18 protein-coding genes and 3 pseudogenes are annotated in these 22,302 nt (G+C 56.0%); 11 read left to right on the top strand and 10 right to left on the bottom strand.

All coding sequences use genetic code 11. The annotated features are described in order from the left end of the window. Positions 1-64: 64 nt before the first annotated feature. A complete protein-coding gene (locus THISIDRAFT_RS02695) occupies positions 65-841 on the bottom strand; it encodes an IS5 family transposase (protein ID WP_221914032.1) in 777 nt (258 codons plus the stop codon). A gap of 280 nt (positions 842-1,121) precedes the next feature. On the opposite strand from THISIDRAFT_RS02695, the gene THISIDRAFT_RS02690 reads away from it, so the two are divergent. The 4 genes from THISIDRAFT_RS02690 to THISIDRAFT_RS02675 all read left to right on the top strand — a co-directional run bounded on the left by THISIDRAFT_RS02690 (position 1,122) and on the right by THISIDRAFT_RS02675 (position 5,034). After that, positions 1,122-1,820 (top strand): hypothetical protein, encoded by a 699-nt coding sequence (locus THISIDRAFT_RS02690; protein WP_006786691.1) that lies wholly within the window; start codon positions 1,122-1,124, stop codon positions 1,818-1,820. Positions 1,821-1,824: 4 nt separating this feature from the next. After that, entirely contained in the window at positions 1,825-3,105 is a 1,281-nt protein-coding gene (waaA, locus tag THISIDRAFT_RS02685) for a lipid IV(A) 3-deoxy-D-manno-octulosonic acid transferase (RefSeq protein WP_006786690.1), read from the top strand. A 58-nt stretch (positions 3,106-3,163) separates the two neighbouring features. Continuing rightward, a complete protein-coding gene (locus THISIDRAFT_RS02680; protein WP_006786689.1) occupies positions 3,164-3,655 on the top strand; it encodes a GspH/FimT family pseudopilin in 492 nt (163 codons plus the stop codon). A 122-nt stretch (positions 3,656-3,777) separates the two neighbouring features. After that, a complete protein-coding gene (locus THISIDRAFT_RS02675) occupies positions 3,778-5,034 on the top strand; it encodes an efflux RND transporter periplasmic adaptor subunit (protein WP_006786688.1) in 1,257 nt (418 codons plus the stop codon). 97 nt (positions 5,035-5,131) lie between these two features. Here THISIDRAFT_RS02675 and THISIDRAFT_RS02670 read toward each other — a convergent pair whose 3' ends face one another. Then, positions 5,132-5,983, bottom strand: a complete 852-nt coding sequence (locus tag THISIDRAFT_RS02670) for an NAD(+)--dinitrogen-reductase ADP-D-ribosyltransferase (RefSeq protein ID WP_006786687.1) — start codon at positions 5,981-5,983, stop codon at positions 5,132-5,134. 178 nt (positions 5,984-6,161) lie between these two features. Here THISIDRAFT_RS02670 and nifH point away from each other — a divergent pair, with 178 nt between their 5' ends. The 6 genes from nifH to THISIDRAFT_RS02640 all read left to right on the top strand — a co-directional run bounded on the left by nifH (position 6,162) and on the right by THISIDRAFT_RS02640 (position 11,645). Then, positions 6,162-7,055 (top strand): nitrogenase iron protein, encoded by an 894-nt coding sequence (gene nifH / locus THISIDRAFT_RS02665; protein WP_006786686.1) that lies wholly within the window; start codon positions 6,162-6,164, stop codon positions 7,053-7,055. An 86-nt stretch (positions 7,056-7,141) separates the two neighbouring features. Further along, positions 7,142-8,608 carry a nitrogenase molybdenum-iron protein alpha chain gene (gene nifD, locus THISIDRAFT_RS02660; protein WP_006786685.1) on the top strand — a complete coding sequence of 489 codons (1,467 nt, stop codon included), beginning with the start codon at positions 7,142-7,144 and terminating at the stop codon, positions 8,606-8,608. 135 nt (positions 8,609-8,743) lie between these two features. Continuing rightward, entirely contained in the window at positions 8,744-10,315 is a 1,572-nt protein-coding gene (gene nifK / locus THISIDRAFT_RS02655; RefSeq protein WP_006786684.1) for a nitrogenase molybdenum-iron protein subunit beta, read from the top strand. Between the two features lie 70 nt (positions 10,316-10,385). After that, on the top strand, positions 10,386-10,598 hold the full coding sequence (gene nifT / locus THISIDRAFT_RS02650) for a putative nitrogen fixation protein NifT (RefSeq protein WP_006786683.1): 213 nt from the start codon (positions 10,386-10,388) through the stop codon (positions 10,596-10,598). A gap of 33 nt (positions 10,599-10,631) precedes the next feature. Continuing rightward, positions 10,632-10,832 carry a 4Fe-4S binding protein gene (locus tag THISIDRAFT_RS02645; RefSeq protein WP_006786682.1) on the top strand — a complete coding sequence of 67 codons (201 nt, stop codon included), beginning with the start codon at positions 10,632-10,634 and terminating at the stop codon, positions 10,830-10,832. Between the two features lie 81 nt (positions 10,833-10,913). Further along, a complete protein-coding gene (locus tag THISIDRAFT_RS02640; protein WP_006786681.1) occupies positions 10,914-11,645 on the top strand; it encodes a dinitrogenase iron-molybdenum cofactor biosynthesis protein in 732 nt (243 codons plus the stop codon). Between the two features lie 111 nt (positions 11,646-11,756). Here the strand turns inward: THISIDRAFT_RS02640 and murU are convergent, their stop codons facing one another. From murU to THISIDRAFT_RS15260, 8 genes and pseudogenes are all read right to left on the bottom strand, one after another. After that, entirely contained in the window at positions 11,757-12,425 is a 669-nt protein-coding gene (murU, locus tag THISIDRAFT_RS02635) for an N-acetylmuramate alpha-1-phosphate uridylyltransferase MurU (protein WP_040851673.1), read from the bottom strand. After that, complete coding sequence (locus tag THISIDRAFT_RS02630) at positions 12,425-13,483, bottom strand: aminoglycoside phosphotransferase family protein (RefSeq protein ID WP_050984849.1); 1,059 nt, start codon at positions 13,481-13,483, stop codon at positions 12,425-12,427. Before THISIDRAFT_RS02630 ends, murU begins: the two co-directional genes overlap by 1 nt. A gap of 204 nt (positions 13,484-13,687) precedes the next feature. After that, a complete protein-coding gene (locus THISIDRAFT_RS02625; protein ID WP_006786678.1) occupies positions 13,688-14,311 on the bottom strand; it encodes an OmpA family protein in 624 nt (207 codons plus the stop codon). 197 nt (positions 14,312-14,508) lie between these two features. Then, the gene (locus THISIDRAFT_RS02620) at positions 14,509-15,297 is read right to left on the bottom strand and encodes a uroporphyrinogen-III synthase (RefSeq protein ID WP_006786677.1); all 789 of its coding nucleotides are present in this window, start codon (positions 15,295-15,297) and stop codon (positions 14,509-14,511) included. Continuing rightward, entirely contained in the window at positions 15,284-16,237 is a 954-nt protein-coding gene (gene hemC / locus THISIDRAFT_RS02615; protein ID WP_006786676.1) for a hydroxymethylbilane synthase, read from the bottom strand. The genes THISIDRAFT_RS02620 and hemC overlap by 14 nt, the downstream gene beginning before the upstream one ends. Before the next feature lie 513 nt (positions 16,238-16,750). Then, a pseudogene (locus THISIDRAFT_RS15270) lies at positions 16,751-18,706 on the bottom strand (AAA family ATPase); the annotation flags it as partial. A gap of 267 nt (positions 18,707-18,973) precedes the next feature. After that, positions 18,974-19,264, bottom strand: a pseudogene (locus THISIDRAFT_RS15450) (LAGLIDADG family homing endonuclease); the annotation flags it as partial. Between the two features lie 516 nt (positions 19,265-19,780). Further along, a pseudogene (locus THISIDRAFT_RS15260) lies at positions 19,781-20,410 on the bottom strand (Clp protease N-terminal domain-containing protein); the annotation flags it as partial. Positions 20,411-20,608: 198 nt separating this feature from the next. On the opposite strand from THISIDRAFT_RS15260, the gene THISIDRAFT_RS02595 reads away from it, so the two are divergent. Continuing rightward, positions 20,609-22,210 carry a CAP domain-containing protein gene (locus THISIDRAFT_RS02595; protein ID WP_006786674.1) on the top strand — a complete coding sequence of 534 codons (1,602 nt, stop codon included), beginning with the start codon at positions 20,609-20,611 and terminating at the stop codon, positions 22,208-22,210. The last annotated feature ends 92 nt before the right edge of the window (positions 22,211-22,302 follow it).

Here is a 22,302-nt window from a genome sequence, read left to right as displayed (position 1 = left end):
ATCACACCCGCATGGCCCCTTTGCTAACACCCAGGGAGTGAGAAGCTGTTTGGAAACTACCGCCTCAAACCAAGCGGTTAGCCATCAGTCGACTCATTGCGAGATAAATCCAGGCTTCGCTGCTCGACATCAAGCGCTCGTAGTCCTTGCTCAGACGGCGTGAGTGGTTCAGCCAGCCAAAGGTCCGCTCAACAACCCAGCGTCGCGGCAACAAAACAAACCCTCGGCGCTCCTTGGGACGCAAGACCCCCGTCAAGACGAAACGAAAGCGCTGGGCAACCCAGTCAACCAGGCGTCCACTGTAGCCGCCGTCAACCCAGATTTTGCGCAGCTTTTTGCAATGACCGGGGAGATGGCGCAGGAGTTGGCGCGCCCCATAAAGGTCTTGCACGCTGGCGGCGGTGACAACGACGGCCAGCACCAGCCCCAGGGTATCGACCAGAAGATGGCGTTTGCGGCCCTTGATCTTCTTGCCGGCGTCATAGCCGCGCTCACCAGGGATCGCCGTGGTCTTGACGCTTTGGCTGTCCAGACACCCGGCGCTTGGATGCTTGTGACGCCCGTGGCGTTGCCGTAGCCGAGCGCGTAGCCTGTCATGAAGACGCTGCCAGGTTCCATCGCGCCGCCAGCGATTGAAGTCATAGTACACTGCCGACCAGGCAGGAAAGTCGCGCGGCAGCTGACGCCACTGGCAGCCCGTCTGCAGGACATAGAAGATCGCATTGATGACTTGGCGCATGCTGAGCTTACGAGGGCGCCCGACCGGGGCGCTCGGCAACAGCGGCTTGATCGCCTTCCAGGCGCCGTCGCTGAGGTGTTTTCCGTCATGGCGATATTGTATCTGATGGGCCTTCTCGTGACGGTGGCATCTGGACGCCGCCACCACTTCGGCTGATTCATCGGCTGTATTTATGGCCGGAATCCGCGCGTGTATCGCTTATTCTGCAAGCTGCCCAGTAGTGACCCGATATGGTGCTGGTGGCTTTCAATAAAAGATCACAGCCATTTCTTGCATGGGCGTGGGGTGATGGCTAAAATGCTTTGCCTTCAATCAGATGCTTAGCTTAATTCTGCCAGTGCGTGCGTTGGAGCCTCTAGTAAACTTTTCAGAGAAAAATTAAATGAAATCAAGAATCATTTTTTATACATCTATTATTTTAGTTGCTTTATCGGCCTCAGCGCAGGCCGGTGGTCAGTATGTGGTCGGTGATGCGGCGCTGATTGATGCGCGCTCTTGCGAGGCTGAAATCTGGTATACCGATGTCAAGGAAGGCGGCTATGGCACTTTTTTAGCCCCGACCTGCCGTTTGGATGGTAACTGGCAGCTCACGCTGGGGGCTGGCAATATCAAGGTGGGTGGCGAATCCGAGCAGGTTTTTGGACTGGAGGCCAAGGTGTTATTCATGGATATGGAAAGCCATGATTTTGGTCTGGGTCTGGTGGCCGGGGCGGAATACGGCACCGAGGATGACCGCTGGGAAATTATGTATGCCTATGTTCCCGCAAGCATTGAGCTGACCGCTCTGAACACTCAGCTCAATGCCAATCTCGGGGTGGAGCGTGACCGCACCTTGGACAAAGACAAAAACACCGCCATCTGGGGGCTCGGTCTGGAAAGCCGTCTGCTGGCAAATCTGAGCGTGATTGCCGAGATCTCGGGTGCAGAGCGCAGTGGTTCCGATGCCCTGGCCCAGATTGGCCCCAGAGTGTATTTATTTGATGAGATGCTGGCCCTGGATCTGACCTATTCCCGTGAAACCGGCGGGGATAAAATCGAGGCCTATTCCGTCGCTGCCAGCTTTACCGTGGTCAATTTTTAAGTAAATGCGCGGTATTTATACCCTCGTCTGGTATCTGTTGTTGCCCTTCTTGCTGCTGCGCCTGCTGTGGCGCAGTCGGCATGAGGAGGCGCTGCTGCAAAATCTGGCGCAGCGATTGGGCTATATCCCGCAACAAAGCCCGATACCCCGCTACTGGATTCATGCGGTGTCGGTGGGCGAGGTGATTGCCGCCAGCACCCTGATCCAGTGTCTGCAGGCACACCGGCCATCACTGTCGCTGTTGTTAAGCACCACCACCCCAAGCGGTGCCAAAGAAGCCCGCCGCCGTCTGGGTACGCAGGTCACTCATGTCTATTTTCCCTTCGATCTGCCCCACGCAGTGCGTCGTTTTCTTGTCCGCGCCAAACCCTCGGCGCTGATTGTGCTGGAGACGGAATTGTGGCCCAATCTGCTGGCGCAGTGTCACGCCCAGTCCATCCCGGCCTTTTTGGTCAATGCGCGCCTGTCACCCCGCTCTGCCAAAGGCTATGCACGCGTTCCCAGCCTGACACGGCAAACCTTGCGCCATCTCAATGGCATTGCCGCCCGTGATCGCCACGATGCCCAGCGCTTCATTGCTTTGGGTGCCGCGCCTGAACGGGTGTGCGTCCTGGGGAATCTGAAATTTGATCAGACGGCCCCGGCAGATGCCGTGCCCAAGGCGCACCGTTTACGCGCACAGTGGGGGGCAACCCGGCCCGTGTGGCTGGGAGCCAGCACCCACCCCGGCGAAGACCGCCCCTTACTGGAGGCTCACCAGGCGCTGCGCCACCACCTGCCCGAGGCGCTATTACTTCTGGCGCCACGCCATCCCCACCGGGCCAAGCACATCGAAACCCTGTGCCGCGAACATGCGATGAAGGTTGTACTGCGTACCCACTGGGACCCCACACAGGCACCGCTGCCGCCCGAGGTTGCGGTGTTATTGATCGACACCCTGGGCGAACTTGGCTGGCTCTATGGGTGTGCGGATGTTGCCTTCGTCGGCGGCAGTCTGGTCAGACACGGCGGGCATAACCCTTTGGAACCGGCGCACCTGGGCATCCCGATTCTTTCCGGGCCACATGTATTTAATTTCAAGGAAATTTATCAACTCCTTGAGCAAGCCGACGCAGTCCGCTGGCTGGATTCATCCACTGCCCTGACGGCGGTGCTGCTTGAGCTGTTCCAAGACTCGGCTCAGCGGGAGGCGTTGGCACAGGCGGCGAGCGGTGTGTTGGATGCACATCGCGGCAGCGCCCAGCGGATCGTCGAGTGGTTACAAACGCACCGCCAAGCCACATAATCCCATCATCGAACCATACACAGCCTCTTTTGCCCACCATCTAAAACCAAACACACCAATGTCCAGTCCCACGCATCCACACCTGCACCCGCTGCGCGGTTTTACTCTGATTGAGTTAATGGTCGTGTTACTGATCATGGGCATGGCGGCGGCGCTGCTGGCCCCGCGCTTTGGCTCTGCGCTCACCGGTCTGGAAATCAAAGGCGCCAGCCGTGATCTGGCTTCTGCCTTGCGCTATGCACGCGGGCGCGCCATTGCCAGTGGCAGCCCCTCTGCGGTACTTATCGACGTGAACACGCGGGAATATTGGGTGGCGGATCGGCCACGCGCCTATCGTTTACCGTCTTCCGTCGCGCTAAACCTGCTGGCGGGGCACCGCGAATGGCAGGGCGAAGGGCGGGCGGCGATCCGTTTTTATCCCGATGGCTCGGCCTCCGGTGGGCAAATCCGTCTGGCACCCGCCGGCCAGTCTGCGCAAGGGGATAGCGGGCATCATTATCAGATTGATGTTCACTGGCTCACCGGACGCGTGCGCGTGTCGGCAAACTGAATCGGAAGCCATCGACACGGTGCCCGCCGTTCTCGCTTTCGTCTTGGAAAGGCGGCAATTCTGCTAAAATACCTTAGTATAAAGCAAGGATACCCTCCCAGCCTTCGAGTGACTGACTCAACATGCCGCTATCTCCTTTGCGCCGCCGCTTACTGGCGGTGATTTTCATCGTTTTTGGACTTTTGGTCTTTGCCTTGCTGGTGCTGAGCCGCCCGCCGCAAGCGCCCTTATCCATTGCCGAGCGTAGCTGGCGGGTGAGTGTGCAGGAAGTCCAGCTACAGACACTCGCGCCGCAGCTGACTTTGTATGGCACCTTGCAAAGCCCGCAGCGGGCCACCTTAAGCGCCAGTATTGCGGCGGATGTGCTGGCCGTTCCCGCCCAAGAAGGGATGTCGGTCAAACAGGGCGATGCGCTGCTGTTGCTGGATGAACGTGAGGCGCGCTGGCAGTTGAGCATCCGCGAGGCCGAGCTGGCTGATATCCAGGCACAGATTGCCGCTGAACAGCGCCGTTTTACCAGCGAACAGACCGCCCTGCGCCATGAGCAAAACCTGCTGGCCCTGACAGAACGCTCGCTGAACCGCCTGCAAAATCTGCAACGCAACGACCTAAGCTCACGCGCCGCGATGGAAGAGGCCGAGCGCGCCTATGAACAACAGGCTCTGGCATTCAATGCCCGCCGTCTGGTGGTCGATAATTTCAACCAGCATCTTGCCCAGCTAGAGGCCAAGGCAGACCGTGCCCGGGCGCTGCGTGATCTGGCGCGTCTGGAGCTGGAGCGTACTCGCATTGTGGCCCCCTTTGACGGCATCATCACCGAGGTACTGCAGGCGCCCGGTGATCGGGTGCGCGCAGGCGATGCCATGCTGCGCCTGTTTGCGGCAAATACGCTGGAAGTCCGCGCCATCATCCCGGCGCAACATATCCCGGTCGTGCGGGCGGCTTTACAGCAAGGCATCGCGTTAGACGCTGCGGCCATCAGTGAAGGTCAGCCCCTGGCGCTGCGGCTGCGCGCCCTGGCCGGACAAGCCGAGCCGGGTGGGGCGGGGGTCGAGGGATTATTTGAGTTGAGCGCCCCACACGAGGGTTTGGCCTTGGGGCGCTTTGTCAGCCTGAACCTTCATTTGCCGCCGCAAAGCGGGGTCGTGGCCCTGCCCTTTGAAGCCGTGTACGGCAAAGACCTCATCTACCGCCTGCTCGACGGACGGATGCGTCCCTTAACCGTGGAACGACTCGGCGAATGGCGCGAGACCCCGGAAGCATCAGACGCCCGCATCCTTGTGCGTCACCCTGACTTGCAAAACGGCGACTGGATCATCACCACCCGCCTCCCCAATGCCCTCGACGGCCTGAGCGTCAACCCCGTCAGCGTGCAATAACCTCAAGCCCGCGCTGTTTTATGCCACGCGCTCATGCCACATGGCGGACGCATCTTGCGTTCGCGTTCTTTTGCGGCATCAAGATGATGCCGCGCCGCTATAACAGGTCAATGCTGACCTGATAGACGCCGCCGATGACGACGTATTCCCCTTCACCGCGTAGCATTCCGGGCAGCAGGTCCTGGAAGAAAAATATTTTGGACAGCGGGATCTGGGCGGTGAGGATGTAATCACCAAATTCGTCGGCGCGGTCGCGGTGGCTGCTGAAGGAGTTGAGGTTATTTAGCAGCACCACGGCCTCGGTGCGCGACAGGCGTTCGATGACTTCGTGGTCTTCGAGCCGGTTGATGCCGCGAAATACGGTGAGATGGCTGCGCTTGGGGAAGCGGCGGCGCAGTTCGTATTGGCAAAAGCTGTAGAGCAGGTCCAGTTGGGCCTCTAAGGCATTGGTGTTATACAGGCCCTTGCAGCGTTCGTAGGTATATCGATGATAGGCTTCGCTGTGAAAATCGCTCAGACTACCCTTGTGATAGCGCGCCAATAACCCAAAGCGCGATTCAATAAACCCCTTAAGTACGGCCCCTTCGCGTCCATCGGCATCAAATAACCAGCCGCGCATCATTCGTAGATAATCCGCTTTGGCCCGCGATTTGGCGTGGCGCTTTTGTAATCCCGCCTGTTTGAGATCATCCAGACTGAAATGCCCGCGCATGTAGGCTTGAAAAATCTCGGCGCGCTGGCACAGGTCGGCGGTGGCATCCAGGTGGCGAAATAAGTCCACATGCAGTTCAGCGACGCCATCAAGTTCCAGTGCGGCGGGATGTTGCTGAAAGCGCAGACTACCCAGAATGACCGCTGGCAGGTTGCAGCGATTGATGGGCAGGCGGGCGTTTTTGGGCAAGGAGGGTGACGGAGGTTCGCTTACCCGTAGGGCACTGTCGTTATACATACACTTTGTAGGCCTTTATTGGAGGGTTTGTCGTTTATGCTACGCACGATAAATCGGGTTTTATGAAAATAAATGATTTATTTTACAATTAATTGCGTTTTATTTGTTTTTTGGCATGTGCATTGCTTTAAGCAGCCTGTACCGTTTTTTTCTCACCTCTAAACAGGAGATATACATCATGCCAACACGTCAATGTGCCATCTACGGTAAAGGTGGTATCGGTAAGTCCACCACCACGCAAAACCTGGTTGCCGCCCTCGCTGAGGCGGGCAAGAAGGTCATGATTGTCGGCTGCGATCCCAAGGCCGATTCTACGCGCCTGATTTTACACGCTAAGGCTCAGAATACCATCATGCAGATGGCCGCCGATGCGGGGAGCGTAGAAGATCTGGAGCTGGAAGATGTATTGAAAACCGGTTATGGCGGTATCAAGTGCGTTGAATCCGGTGGCCCAGAGCCGGGTGTTGGGTGTGCCGGTCGTGGGGTTATCACCGCGATTAACTTCCTGGAAGAGGAAGGCGCCTACGAAGAAGATCTCGATTTTGTATTTTATGACGTGCTCGGTGACGTGGTGTGCGGTGGCTTTGCCATGCCGATTCGTGAAAACAAGGCCCAGGAAATTTATATCGTGGTTTCGGGCGAGATGATGGCGATGTTTGCGGCCAATAATATCGCCAAGGGCATTGTGAAATACGCCAGTTCCGGCGCAGTGCGTCTGGCCGGTCTGATCTGCAACAGCCGTAACACCGATCGTGAAGATGAGCTGATTATCGCGCTGGCCGAAAAGCTGGGCACGCAGATGATCCATTTTGTGCCGCGTGACAATGTGGTGCAGCGCGCTGAAATTCGCCGCATGACCTGTATCGAATATGACCCCACGGCCAAGCAGTCGGATGAATACCGCACCTTGGCGCAAAAAATCACCGACAACAAGCTGTTTGTGGTACCCACGCCCTGCACCATGGATGAACTGGAAGAGCTGCTGATGGAGTTTGGCATTCTCGAAGAAGAAGACGAAAGCATCATTGGCCGTTCTGCGGCACAAGAGCAAGGGGCTGCGGCAACGGCTTGATGCCTTGCCACTGTTGGCCCATATCGCTATTTTTTGCCATACATCATGACGCGCTCAGATTAGAGGCGTGATGAGGAGAATCATCCATGACGACCATGACCCGAGAAGAAACCGAGGCCCTGATTCAAGAGGTGCTGGAGGTTTATCCTGAAAAAGCGCGCAAAGATCGCGCAAAACATTTAACGGTCAATGACCCGAATGTCGAACAATCCAAAAAGTGCATCACCTCAAACCGTAAATCCCTGCCGGGGGTGATGACCATTCGTGGCTGTGCGTATGCCGGCTCCAAGGGGGTGGTATGGGGTCCGATCAAGGACATGATCCATATCTCCCACGGTCCTGTCGGCTGTGGCCAGTACACTCGCGCCGGGCGGCGTAATTATTATGCGGGACATACCGGGGTCAATGTCTTTGGCACGATGAATTTCACCTCGGATTTTCAGGAAAAGGACATCGTTTTTGGTGGGGACAAAAAGCTGGAAAAGCTCATTGACGAGATCAATACGCTGTTTCCGCTGGTCAAGGGGATCTCGATTCAATCCGAATGCCCGATTGGTCTGATTGGTGATGATATTGAGGCGGTTTCCAAGAAAAAAGCCGCTGAGCTGGGCAAGGCCGTAGTGCCGCTGCGCTGCGAAGGTTTTCGTGGGGTTTCGCAATCGCTGGGTCATCATATCGCCAACGATGCGATTCGTGACTGGGTGTTGCCACGCCGTGATGAAGATAACCGCTTTGAAACCACGCCCTATGATGTGGCCTTGCTGGCCGATTACAACATCGGGGGTGATGCCTGGGCCTCGCGTTTGTTACTTGAGGAAATGGGCCTGCGCGTGGTGTCGCAGTGGTCGGGCGATGGCACGCTCTCGGAGATGGAGCTAACGCCCAAGGTCAAGCTCAATCTTTTGCACTGCTACCGCTCGATGAACTACATCGCGCGCCACATGGAAGAAAAATACGCGATTCCGTGGGTTGAGTTCAATTTCTTTGGACCGACCAAGATTGCCGAGAGCCTGCGCAAGATTGCCTCCTTCTTTGATGACAAAATCAAGGAAGGCGCCGAGCGAGTGATCGAGAAATACCAAAAAGAGGCCGACGCGGTGATTGCCAAGTACCGCCCACGTCTCGAAGGCAAGCGCGTCATGCTCTATGTTGGTGGTCTGCGCCCGCGCCATCCAGTGGGTGCGTATGAAGATTTGGGCATGGAAGTGGTCGGTACCGGTTATGAGTTTGCACATAACGACGACTATGACCGCACCATCAAGGAAATGGGCGAAGGCACGCTGCTGTATGACGATGTCACTGGCTATGAGCTGGAGGAATTCGTCAAGCGCATCCGCCCTGATCTGGTCGGCTCCGGTGTGAAAGAGAAATACATCTTCCAGAAGATGGGCATCCCGTTTCGCCAGATGCACTCCTGGGATTATTCCGGCCCCTATCACGGCTATGACGGCTTTGCCATCTTTGCGCGCGATATGGACATGACCCTGAATAATCCGTGCTGGGACAAGTTCCAGGCCCCCTGGAAAAAAGCCGCCCTCGCTAAGGCTGCCTAAGGGTGTTTACCCCGAGGTGCCAAGGGTTAACGCCTTGCACCTCGGTACACCGCAACGCCTTACGCGCCACGATCCGATATTAAGCATCCTTGTGCGCCGTAGTTCACAGATGAGTGGCACGGCGGGAGAATCATCATGAGTCAGCACGTCGATAACATCAAAGCCAGTTATCCTCTGTTTTTGGATCAGGACTATCAGGAGAACATGGGCTGCAAGCAGTCCCATTTTGAGGAACGCTTTCCTGACACCAAGATCGATGAGGTCTTTCATTGGACCACCACGGAAGAATACAAAGAACTCAACTTCCAGCGTGAAGCCCTGACCATCAATCCGGCCAAGGCCTGTCAGCCATTGGGTGCAATTCTGTGTGCCCTGGGTTTTGAAAAGACCTTACCTTATGTGCATGGCTCGCAAGGTTGCGTGGCCTATTTTCGGACCTACTTCAACCGCCATTTCCGCGAACCGATTCCCTGCGTATCCGACTCCATGACGGAGGATGCAGCGGTGTTTGGCGGACAAAAGAATATGTTTGATGGCATGGAAAACGCCTTTGCCCTGTACAAACCGCAGATGATGGCCGTCTCCACCACCTGCATGGCCGAGGTCATCGGGGATGACCTGAATGCCTTTATCGGCAACGCCAAGAATGAAGGCTATATCGCCAAGGATTTCCCCACACCCTTTGCGCATACCCCGTCCTTTGTCGGTACCCATGCCACGGGCTGGGACAATATGTTTGAAGGCATTGCCCGCTATTTCACCTTAAACGAGATGGAAGACAAGGCTCCGGGCAAAAACGGCAAGATCAACATTATTCCCGGCTTTGAGACCTATCTGGGCAATTTCCGCGTCATCAAGCGGATGCTCAACGAGATGGGGGTTGCTCACAGCCTGCTGTCTGACCCGGAAGAGGTTTTGGACACGCCCGCCGATGGCGAGTATCGCATGTATGCCGGCGGCACCTCGTTGGAAGCGATCAAGGATGCACCCAATGCCATTGACACGCTGCTGTTACAGCCCTGGCATCTAACCAAGACCCAAAAATTCGTCCAGGGCACCTGGAATCATAGCTCGCCCAAGATCAATGTCCCGATGGGGCTGGCCTGGACCGATGAGTTCTTGATGAAGGTCTCGGAACTGACGGGCAAGCCGATTCCGGCCTCACTGGAAAAAGAGCGCGGGCGTTTGGTGGATATGATGACCGACTCCCACACCTGGCTGCACAGCAAAAAATTTGCGCTGTGGGGTGATCCTGACTTTGTGCTGGGCATGGTTAAATTCCTGCTCGAACTGGGCGCCGAGCCCACCCATATCCTCTGCCAGGGCCCCAACAAGCGCTGGAAGAAGGCGGTTGAAGAGGTTCTCGGTGAGTCGCCCTATGGCGCCAACGGCAAGGTCTATCTGAATAACGATCTGTGGCACATGCGCTCTTTGGTATTTACCGACAAGCCTGATTTCATGATCGGCAATTCCTATGGCAAGTTTATCCAGCGCGATACCCTCAGAAAGGGCAAGGAATTCGAGGTGCCGTTGATCCGCATCGGCTTCCCGATCTTTGATCGCCACCATCTGCATCGCATGACCACCATGGGCTATGAGGGTGCCATGTACATCCTCACCACCCTGGTCAATGCGGTACTGGAACGTCTTGATGAAGAAACCCGCATCATGGGCAAGACCGACTTTAACTACGATTTAGTGCGCTAAGTAAGCGAAGTTGCCGGATAGGTGAGGGTGAGAACGCCTATCCGGCCTTTTTATTGAGGAGTTAATGTCCATGCCCAGTGTAATGATTCGCCAAAATGACAGCGGCCAGCTGACTTTTTATGTGTCCAAAAAGGATTTGGAAGAAACCATTGTCTCCATGGAACACCAAGGCCCGGATCAATGGGGCGGTGAGGTCGAGCTGGCAGACGGCTCTCGCTATTTTCTTGATCCCTTGGAGGCGGTCCCGCGCCTGCCGATTACTCTGCGCGCCAAACGGCTATAAACCGCTCTTTATTTGTATTTGTACGAGGTCTATATGGCACTGTATATCGTGGCTGAAGAATGTATATCCTGTGGCGACTGCGAGCCGGTGTGTCCTACCGATTCGATCAAGGAAGGTAAAGTCGTATTTGAGATCAACACCAGCAGCTGCAACGAATGCGAAGGGCAAGCGGATGCCCCGCAATGCATTGATGTTTGTCCGGTGGATAACTGCATCCTGCCGTTGGCATCCTAAAGTACCTACCCCCACAGTACGCGCCGTGCCCGTCTCGGCGCGCTGAACCTGCTCAAATGGGCACCTATCGGAGGGCCTCCCATGTCTGCATCGCCACCCCCCTTGTCGCGTGAACTGGCCCTGCGGGTCGGCTTAGCCGCCAAGGCCCTGCCCGGCCTTGGGGTGCAGCGCCTGTTGCGCATCCTCTTGCACCGCGTCAGCGAACCGCTCAACGAAACCAAGCTGGCACAGTTGAGCCTCAAAGACCTGCGCCAGGGTCTGCAACACCTCAATGAGCACGAACTCGACACCCTGGAGTTTTCCAAAGACGCGCTGTTGCGGGCGCTACAATGTCTGCATGGCGAAACCCCGCACGCGGATATTCATGAAGACTTACCCGTCATTGAGCCACCCTTAACGCAGAGCAGCGGCTTTGTGCGCGTAGCCGTCGCCTCCAACCAGGGCGAATTACTCAACGGCCACTTCGGAGCCTGTCTGCGCTTTTTGATCTATCAGGTTAGTAGCCAAAATGTGCGCCTGGTCGCCATCCGCGACACCGCCGGTTATGAACAGGCTGAAGACCGCAATGCCTACCGCACGCAACTGATTCAGGACTGCCATCTTTTGTATGTGCAATCCATCGGCGGCCCCGCTGCCGCCAAAGTCGTGCGTGCCGGCATCCATCCGGTCAAAGTCCCCCTTGGCGGTGAAGCCCGCGCCGAACTGCTGCGTTTGCAGCAGGTTTTGCAGGGACATCCGCCGCCGTGGCTGGCGAAAATCATGGGTATCGCATCCCCCCACACCTCACCAGCCACCCTCGCCCAGCCCGCCTGATAACCCCACGCCGCCGGGCATATGCCCGGCAGCATCCAAGGCCTGCTCAAGCTCGCGCAAAACCCGATAAACGGGTCAATACATAAAATCGGTTAAGAGCTTACACCTAGATTAAAACATGCCTTGTTCCAGTAGCTGATTAAGCTCGGCCAGGCGTTCCGGGGTGCCGACATCACGCCAGATCCCGGCATAGTACTCGCCGCCAACCTGACCTTGGTGCATGGCCTCGCGCAGCAGCGGTGCCAAAGGAAAGCGCCCCGGTTTGCAGTGACTGAACAGCTCCGGGCGATACCAGCCAATCCCGCTGAAGGTAAAGCGCGGTTCTCCGGCGGGGTGGATACGCCGCCCGTCGAAGAAAAAATCTCCCTGTGGATGATGTGCGGGGTTGTCGATCAAAACCAGATGGGCCAGCAAGGCGCGTGGCAAGGTCGGCATGGTCAGTGGATGATCACACCAGACATCCCCATTGATCACCAGAAACAGATCATCTTCGAGCCAGGGCAGGGCACGAAAAATCCCTCCGCCGGTTTCCAGGGCCTCGCTTTCTTCGGAGTAGCGCACATGCAACCCGAAGGCGCTGCCATCGCCCACATAGGCGCGGATTTGCTCTCCCAGATGGGCGATGTTGATGACGATTTCCCGATAGCCCGCATTGGCCAGGCGTTGCAGGTGATGTCCCAGCAAGGGTTTGCCATCGACGCGCAAGAGGGGTTTGGGGGTGTGGTCGGTCAGCGGCCGCATTCGCTCGCCCCGTCCAGCCGCCAGAATCATGGCTCGCATCATGCAAGGGTGATGCCGGGTAGCGTCAGGCGCAAGCGCAGGGGGAGATGATGCGCATACCAGTCCTGTACCGGCGCCAATGCCGGATGTGCGAGCTCCTCTTCGAGCAGGCGCCACAGGCGCGGCAAGTGACGCAAATAAGTGGACTTACTATCGCGCAGCCAGAGGCGGGTAAAAATACCAATGATTTTGGTGGTGCGTTGTGCGCCTAGAATCCAATAGCTGTGTTCCAGCGCAGCGGCACTCACCCCGTCTGCCGCATAGTGTTGGATAAACTGCGCCAGCAAGGCATCGTGCAGGTCTTTAGGCACATCTCGGCGGGCATCCCGCAGTAACGACACCACATCGTAACTGAGCGGCCCCCATACGGCGTCCTGAAAATCCAGAAGACCGCAGGCAGCAGTGCCTGAGCGTCCCGGCAAAACCATCAGATTATCAACATGAAAATCGCGCAGTACCAAGGCATGGGGGAGTTGCTGCGCCATTGGCAAGACGGCATTCCAGGCGTGGTTAAATGCCGCCCGCACCTCCGCTTCACACGGCGTACCAGTGACCTTGGGCAGGTACCAATCCAGCAGCAGGCTGGTTTCATTGAGCAAGCGTTCGGTGTTGTAGGGTGGGGCAATGGGGTCTGCATCTTGCGGCCAGTTACGGGTGCGTTGTTGCAGACTCAGCAGGGTTTCCATCGCGAGTTGATACAGGCGTGTTTCGCAGGCACCTTCGCTCAGCGCCCGGGTATAGGTGCGATCCCCCAAATCCTCCAGCAATAAAAAGCCCATGGCGAGATCCTGGGCGATAATGCGTGGTGCGCTAAAACCCAGCTGCACCAACAACTCGGCCATGCGTACAAAACATTGCGGCGATTCATGTTCCGGGGGGGCATCCATCACCACCAGGCTGCGGCCATGGTCTTGTACGCGCAAATAGCGCCGAAAGCTGGCATCGGCACACAGCGGTATCGGCACCGGGGCATCCGGCCCCAGGACCTCGCACAGCCAATGTTGCAGGGCCACATCGCGCGCCCTGGATGAGTGGTTTGAACAAAGACGGGTATTCATGGAAATATTATCGCACAGGCGCAGGGGTGGTGCAGATGTGAAGGGCGCGGAAACGCACCTCTATGGGATAAAAAAACGGCGTTCCGTTTCCCGGTTATCAGAAAACGAAACACCGCTTAGACAAATAGGCGCAGATGGCCTTATCTCATGAGTCCAGGCAGGCCATGAGCCATGCCCCGAACCGGGTTTTGAGGGTTTAAACGATTAGCGCACCTGCTCAACCACATCCACCGTGATTTCTACACGACGGTTTTTGATGCGGCCTTCATTGGTGGCATTGCTAAAGGCAGGACGGTCAGGGCCATAGCCGACGGTTTGAATCTTTTCAGCCGGTACCCCTTCGGCAACCAGGAAATTCTTCACCGAATTGGCACGATCCGCTGACAGGCGCATATTGTAGGCGCGGGTACCGATGCTGCAGGTATGGCCTTCAATAATCACGCGCTGCACCTGGGCATTCGAGCGACGCAGATCGGCCGCCAGATCACGCAGCTGGGCGCCGGCTTCCGGACGGATGCGACTGCTGTCAAACTCAAACAGGGTGCCTGCTTCCAGCGTCAGATTGCGATACTGAGGCATCGGCGGAGGTGGTGGAGGCGGTGGAGGAGGAGTGGGTTCAGCCACCTGAGGTGCCACATAACCGGGGCATCCTTCAATGGCCTTGTCCAGCGACCAGCGTGGGGTCTGCACGCAATCGCCCGAACCATCACGCACCACCGTATCTTGGGTGTCTGTGACATAGCCCTGCTTGGCGGCCAGCACTGTGCCAGAAGCCCCCAAGGCCATGGCGCCCGCGCCAATCAATAGCAATAAACCACGAAACTGCATACATTTTCTCCTTAAGTTTCCTAGGTAGGTAGTAAAGTGACAAACAGCATCACGGGGTAAATACTAAAGCAAAAAACAGAAGCTTAGCCCAATTTTTTAAAATTATCTTGCTTATTTTTCAGGCGCACGAGCAAGGCCATTCTCAACCGTCTCGTGCGCCGCAGACCATCGGCAACATGACATGACAGAACCGGACATCACGCCTGTTGCGCCCATTGTAACAGCGCGGCAAACATGGATTCATCACTGGGATCAGCGGCCACCCAGGGATGTTTTTTCATCCCCAGCTGCAAGGCCACGGCGGCGATGCGCTCATGGCCGACCAGCATATCGGTCGAGGCCAGCCAAGTGCGCATCAAGGGATCGAGCATCTCATAGAGATTGCGCAAGCCCTCAGCGCTGGTGATCGTCACCAGATTGACCTCACCCCGCGACCAGCGCTGGCGCAGGGGAGCCATATCCACATCCGGGGATACCCGTTTGTAAATCTCGGCAAAGGTCACCGTGGCACCGCGTGCGGTGAGGGTTTGCGCCATCAATTCCCGCCCACCTTCACCACGAAAGATCACCACCTGTTTGCCCGCAACCGCCTGCAAGGCATCCAGCGCCAGCAGCGCCTCGCTATCAAAGCCACCCGGCGGACAGATGCTGACCATATAGCCAAAGCGTTCCAATGCCTGTGCCGATTTACGCCCTACCGCGCCCAGCTGCACATGCGCCGGCAGACGCCGCTGGCGCGCATGCAGCCAATTAAGGGCGATATTGACCGCATTGGGGCTGACAAACAAGGCGATGGCGAACTCATCCAAACGCTCCATTATGCCACATAGCGCCGCACTCTCATCAAGCGCAACGATATCCATCACAGGAAACAGCACCGGCTGACCGCCTGCCTGTTTGATGAACTCACAAAAATGCTGCGCCTGATGTGCAGGGCGCGTGACCAAGATATTACGCCCCGCCAGCGGGCTTTCAGGACTGACCATCGCTGTCATCTAGCAAGCCCAGGCGGCTTAATACCTCACCCGCCCCCTGCGCAAGGATACGCTCCGCCAGGTTAACCCCCAAGGCCTCTGCCTCTGCTGCCGGACCATTCAGCTCTGCGTAATAGATTTTAGAGCCATCGGGCTCGCCCACCAAGCCACGCAGCCGTAACTGCCCCTCACCCACAAGCTCGGCGTAACCACCAATGGGCACCTGACAGCCGCCATTAAGGCGCGTGTTAAAGGCCCGTTCAGCACTCACGCGCGTCAAGGTATCGGCATCATTTAAATGGCTAATCACCGCCAGCACCTCGTCATCCCCCTCACGGCATTCAATGCCGATGGCGCCCTGCCCCACAGCAGGCAAGCTATCCTCCGGCGCAATCAGCGCCGTGATGCGCTGCGCAAAACCCAGACGCTTAAGGCCCGCCGAGGCCAAAATAATCGCATCATATTCACCGGCGTCCAGCTTGGCCAGACGGGTATTCACATTGCCGCGCAGATCAAGAATCTCAAAGCCGGGATAACGCGCCCGCAGCTGACATTGACGACGCATACTGGAAGTCCCTACCCGTGCAGTGGGCGGTAAATCCGCAAGACTGGCATAGTGGTTGGAGACAAAGGCATCGCGTGGGTCTTCACGTTCCAGAATCACCGGCAGATAGAGCCCTTCCGGAAAGGCCATCGGCACATCCTTCATCGAATGCACCGCAATATCGGCCTCTCCCTGCAGCATCCCAACCTCCAACTCCTTGACAAATAAACCCTTGCCGCCAACCTTGGCCAAGGGCGTGTCGAGAATACGATCACCCTGTGTGACCAGGCGGATCAACTCCACCTCGATGTCAGGATATTTTTCCTGGATACGACGGGCGACTTCTTCAGCCTGCCAGAGAGCCAGCGGACTTTTACGGGTAGCAATGCGAATGTGCTTAAGCGGCATGATAGATCGTTACAATTAAAGTTATGTGTAAAAGGCATCGGATTTAACACGACATGTCTGCGGTATCATAGCCTAGTTTAAGGTCTGACTAAAGAACGATGCCGTAACTTGCCTTGTGCAGCGAAAGCGCATCGTTTTAATTGTCATTGGCATTACCACCCTGTGGGGGTATCTGCGGATGATCCATCGTTTACGTCATCATGGCTGGTTGGAACGTAAGCAGCGGTTAGGACAGTATGCCGTCCTGGCGAGATGGTCAGCCCCAGCTTGCACCAGACGCGCTGGAGCATTTAAGGAACGACCAGGGCGAGGGGTACACTTTGCGCGAAGGTGTACCCCTCAAATGCCCCTGATAAGGCTGATCGTAAAATGCGATCACACACCATTTCACTTAATGAGCTGCGTCATGGTCAACGAGCACAGCCAATCATCTTGGCGATGGCGGTAATGGAAACGCCCTTTTCTTAAACAAGGCTTACGCAAAGCCGCAACAACGCAAAGGCAGATACAAGGCTATTGCTGGGCTGTGCTGTCTCGACGAAAGCTCAGCCCGTCTTCGCCAAGGTCGATGTGAATGGCATCGCCGGGGCTGAATTCCCCCGATAAAATCGCTTGCGCCAGGGGGTTTTCCACATATTGCAAAATGGCCCGTTTGAGTGGGCGGGCGCCGTAAACCGGATCAAAACCGGCCTCTCCGAGTCGATCCAGGGCGGCTTCGCTGATGTGCAGATGCAGATCACGTTCTTTCAGACGGGCGCGCAGATAGCCCAGCTGGATGTCGGTGATGGCGCGAATCTGTGCCTGTCCCAGCGGATGGAATACCACCACATCATCAATGCGGTTGACAAATTCCGGGCGAAAGTGGGTGGCAACGACCTCCATAACCGCCTGTTTCATCGCCTGATAATGTTCTTCGCCGACCATTTCCTGGATAAGCTGCGAGCCCAGATTCGAGGTCATCACAATCACGGTATTGCGAAAATCCACGGTGCGGCCATGCCCGTCGGTCAGACGGCCATCATCAAGCACCTGTAGCAGGATGTTGAACACGTCCGGATGTGCCTTTTCAATTTCATCGAGCAAAATCACCGAATAGGGTTTGCGCCGCACCGCCTCGGTCAGGTAGCCGCCTTCCTCATAGCCCACATAGCCTGGCGGGGCACCGATCAAACGCGCCACCGAGTGCTTTTCCATAAATTCGGACATATCCACCCGCACCATGGCCTCCTCGGTATCAAACAAAAAGGCGGCCAGCGTTTTGGTCAGCTCGGTCTTGCCCACCCCGGTTGGCCCTAAGAACAAAAACGAGCCATTGGGACGGTTGGGGTCTGATAATCCGGCCCGCGAGCGGCGAATCGCATGGGAGACCACCGAGACGGCCTCGTCCTGGCCGATGACCCGCGTGCTCAAAGCGCTTTCCATACGCAAAAGTTTCTCCCGCTCGCCTTCGAGCATTTTGCTTACCGGAATGCCGGTCCAGCGGGATACCACCTCGGCAATCTCTTCATCGCTGACGCGGCTGCGCAGGAGTTTCATCTCGTGCATTTCGGCCTGGGCGGCCATATCCAGCTGGCGCTCCAGCTCCGGGATGCGGCCATATTGCAGTTCCGACATGCGCGCCAGATCACCGGCCCGGCGGGCGGTATCCAGCTCCAGCCGGGCGCGTTCCAGCTCCTCTTTAATGGATGCCGTGCCTGACAGCGCCGCCTTTTCGGCATGCCAGATTTCTTCCAGCTCGCGATATTCCAGCTCCAGGCGCACGATCTCGGCCTCCAGTGCCCCAAAGCGCTTTTTAGAGGCCTCATCGGATTCCTTTTTCAGCGCCTCGCGTTCGATTTTGAGCTGAATCAGGCGCCGTTCCAGGCGATCCATCATCTCCGGCTTGGAGTCAATCTCCATGCGGATGCGTGCCGCCGCCTCATCCATCAGATCAATGGCCTTATCGGGGAGCTGGCGATCCGAGATGTAGCGCTGCGATAACACCGCTGCCGCCACCAGCGCCGGGTCGGTGATTTCCACCCCATGATGCACCTCGTAACGCTCCTTGAGGCCGCGCAGAATGGCGATGGTATCTTCCACCGTCGGCTCATCCACCAAAACTTTCTGGAAACGGCGCTCCAGTGCGGCATCCTTTTCGATATATTGGCGGTATTCATCCAGCGTGGTGGCGCCGATGCAATGCAATTCACCTCGGGCCAAGGCCGGCTTGAGCATATTGCCCGCATCCATGGAGCCCTCCGCCTTGCCTGCGCCAACCACAGTATGAATTTCGTCGATGAATAAAATCACCCGGCCTTCCTGCTTGGCCAGATCATTGATCACCGCCTTCATGCGTTCCTCAAAATCGCCGCGAAATTTCGCCCCGGCAATCAAGGCGCCCATGTCCAAAGACAACAGCCGCTTCTCTTTAAGCCCTTCGGGCACCTCGCCGTTGATAATGCGCTGCGCCAGCCCCTCGACGATCGCCGTGTTATGTGTCACGACATAGTTATCGGTAATATACAAATGCTCAGGGTGATCAATCATGATGCACTGAGCATGTTCAATTGAAAGTGGTTCAATGGAAACCAAACGATTTTTAAGATATTTATATTGGTATTCGTTAGGCACACGCGCTAATTTTCGCGTCAAGGAAAATAGGCGTTTCGGTTTGGGGTGTCGAATTTTTACGTTATAAGTAATCCTTCCAAAACATTGCTCATTTTCATATGTGTAAAAGGACTGCTTAGTTTTAATGGAAGCCAAACCACCGAGAGACCATACGAGATTTTGCACATCGCTCGCCAACCGCATGCTCTTGGTACACAATGAAATACTGCCCGTTTTTGTGATTGTGCCATCTGTATCCAACAAACCTCTCAATAAAGCATAACGCGCCTCGATAGAAGCGGTTTTGTAAACATCAGGAATAAATTTTTCATAGGCATGCTTGCCCAGCAATCCTAGATCTCGAATGGATCGCAGCAAATCATGTGCAATTTTCCCTTTAAAGCGTTTTGCGTATTTTGACAAGTTGGTCTCTGACATCAAAATCCTATAATCGTAAGGACGATTGTCGCCTCCTGACTTTGACAAAATAAAATCTTCGCCCAAAAGGGTCTGTACTCGCTCGATTATTTCGTCATCTTGATTAGTAAAGCGAATGCAGTTTTGTGTGAAATTGCCATCGCCTAACAAAACACCCAATAAATAAGGCTCAATAGGCAACTGATTTTTAGCTTCTTCATTTACCTCAGTCACCAACGGGATCTTCCAGCGTGCATGAACGCGATTTAATAGACTCATCAAATGCCGCGTGGTAACGGTTCTCCATTCTTTATCATGCTTATGTGGCCCATAAACGCTCCATAAATGTTCGGCGCAGGCATCCGCATAGCGCCCATCTCGAAAATGCAAGCGATAAATTTGCTTTTCACCTTGAGGAAAAACGCCTGTTACTTTTGCTTTACCTCCATCAGGCGTACTGACCCAGTCGCCGACCTGAATTTCGCCCATCGTTGTCCAGCCAGACGGTGTTTTAATCTTGGCATACAAGGGTTGAGCTTTACCCACGCCCGGCTCGCCGATCAGCACCGGATTATTCTTGGTGCGCCGTTGCAAGACCTGAATCGCCCGGCGAATCTCCTCATCGCGCCCGATCACCGGGTCCAGCTTGCCTTGCTCGGCGCGCTCGGTCAGATCAATGGTGTAGCGTTCCAGCGCCTGGCGCTGCTCCTCGGCATTTTGATCCTGTACGCGCTGGCCGCCGCGCAGCTGCTCAATGGTTTTTTCCAGCGCCGCCCGGCTTGCCCCGGCTTTTTGCAAAAGCTCACCCAGCCCGCTTTTATCCTCCAGCGCCGCCAGCACAAACAATTCCGAGGAAATAAATTGATCCTTGCGTTCTTGCGCCAATTTGTCACACAGATTCAGCAGGCGCCCGAGACTGTGAGAGATATGCAAATCCCCCCCGGCGCCTTCAACGGTGGCCAAGCGATCCAGCCCTTCGCCCAATTGTGAGCGCAGCAGATTTACATTCACCCCGCTGCGTGCCAATAACGGCCGCACCGTCCCGCCATCCTGATCCAGCAGCGCAATCAGCAGATGCACCGGCTCGATCATCTGATGATCCCGGCCCACCGCCAAAGACTGGGCATCGGCCAGCGCCGTTTGTAATTTCGTCGTCAGTTTTTCCATTCGCATGGTGATTGATTCCTGTGGATGATGAATTGAGATGCCGCTAGCATGGGGGCAAGCCGCGCCAGTTTCAACCACAGCAAAAGATGCTCACCCATAAAATTGATACAATCATCAAGATTTGGGGTATCTTTAAGCCGGCGGGCAGGCTAGGCGTGTGCCGCTTGATATCTTTCGTTTGCAACGTGAGGAGGGTTTATGTCCAGACCAGAGAATTATGGCATTGCACAGAGGGTGATGGAGATTTATGCCGGTGTTTGGGGGGCGGCACCCGATGCCGAGGGAGTGGATTACTGGGTTGGGGCCATTGCCAGTGGACGATTCAGTTATGTCAATGTGGCGCAGAGCTTTTTTGATCAAGCGCTGATTCAGGAAAAATATGCGGGTCTGCACGGCGATGGCCTGCTCAGGGCGCTGTATGCAAATATCTTCCAGGTCAGCGAACCCGATGCGGAAGGGTTTAAGTATTGGCAGGATGAGATTGCTCAACAGCCCAGTCTGCTGGGTTCAGAGTTAGGCACCCTGGTCATGATGATGCTTGATGGCATGTGGGCCAATGCACAGGCGGCGGATACTCAGGTGTTGTATCAAAACTTTGTCAACGTCAGTGAGGGGTTTTACGATCTGCAAAGGCGTGAAGATATTCCGGCCTTCAATCAGCTTAACCCCGAAGCGCAGGCGGCCTTTTTGGCCTTGGCGACCTCGCTGACGGCAGAAATTGACAGCATGACCACACCGGTCCGTATCAGGGGATTGCTGGATGAGGCGCGGGAAGGACTATTTGCTATCACGCGTCCAGTTGATCCCGAGCCCCCGGTAGAACCCCCGGTAGAACCCCCGGTAGAACCCCCGGTAGAACCCCCGGTAGAACCCCCGGTAGAACCCCCGGTAGAACCCCCGGTAGAACCCCCGGTAGAACCCCCGGTCCCGCAAGGCCCGCAACCCACAGCTCATGAAATCCTCATGCTGGAGCTGATCAATCAGGCCCGCCAAGACCCCGTGACTGAGGCGCAGCGCTTAAATATTGATCTGAATCAAGGCATTGCCGCCAATCAGCGCATTTCCACAGACAGCAAAGCACCACTGGCGTTTAACACCATTTTGATGGAAGCCGCCCGTGACCACAGCGACTGGATGTTAAACCATAATATTTTTTCGCATACGGGCATCAACGGCACAAATCCGGCAGATCGCGCCCAGGCGGCGGGGTATGGTTCTTCCTTTGTGGGTGAAAATGTTTCCTGGACTGGGAATACCGGTGCGCAGATTGATCTGATCGCCTCAATTCATAGCCAGCATGACGGGTTGTTCCTTTCACCGGGACATCGGGTCAATATCCTTGGAGAACACTATCACGAAGTCGGCATCGGACAACGCGAGGGTCATTTTACTCAAGAAGGCAATACCTTTCTGACCTCCATGATCACCCAGAAATTTGGCCGTGATTTTAATTCCGATTTCGTATTTTTGACGGGGGTGATCTATAACGACCTGGACAATAACCAGTTTTACACGGTTGGCGAAGGCCTGTCCGGGGTTACGGTGACGGTGAATGGGCAGGATTTTGCAGCCTTTGAGGCAGGCGCCTACAGCATACCTGTACGTCCCGGAAGCTATGAAGTGATCTTCTCCGGCCCAGAATTATCCGCCCCTATCAGCCAGCGTGTCATCGTCGGCGATGAAAACCTGAAGCTGGATGTCATCAACGGGGTTGCCGTTAGCACAGGTGCCATACAGATGGCAGATACCCCGGTGATTCTGGCTGGACTGGTGCCCAGTGATGAGGCGCTTGTGGCCTAAGCCAGCCCATGCGGTTTGGCGCAGTATCCTGTAAGATTCCCGGTGTGGCATCACACCGGGATTTTTTTATCCTGTTCGGGCCACTTTGCAGT

The organism is Thiorhodospira sibirica ATCC 700588, assembly GCF_000227725.2.
In the GTDB taxonomy this organism is placed as follows: Bacteria; Pseudomonadota; Gammaproteobacteria; order Ectothiorhodospirales; family Ectothiorhodospiraceae; genus Thiorhodospira; species Thiorhodospira sibirica.
The sequence above is the reverse complement of the archived record's forward strand: the minus strand, read 5'-3'. Positions and strand labels throughout refer to the sequence as shown.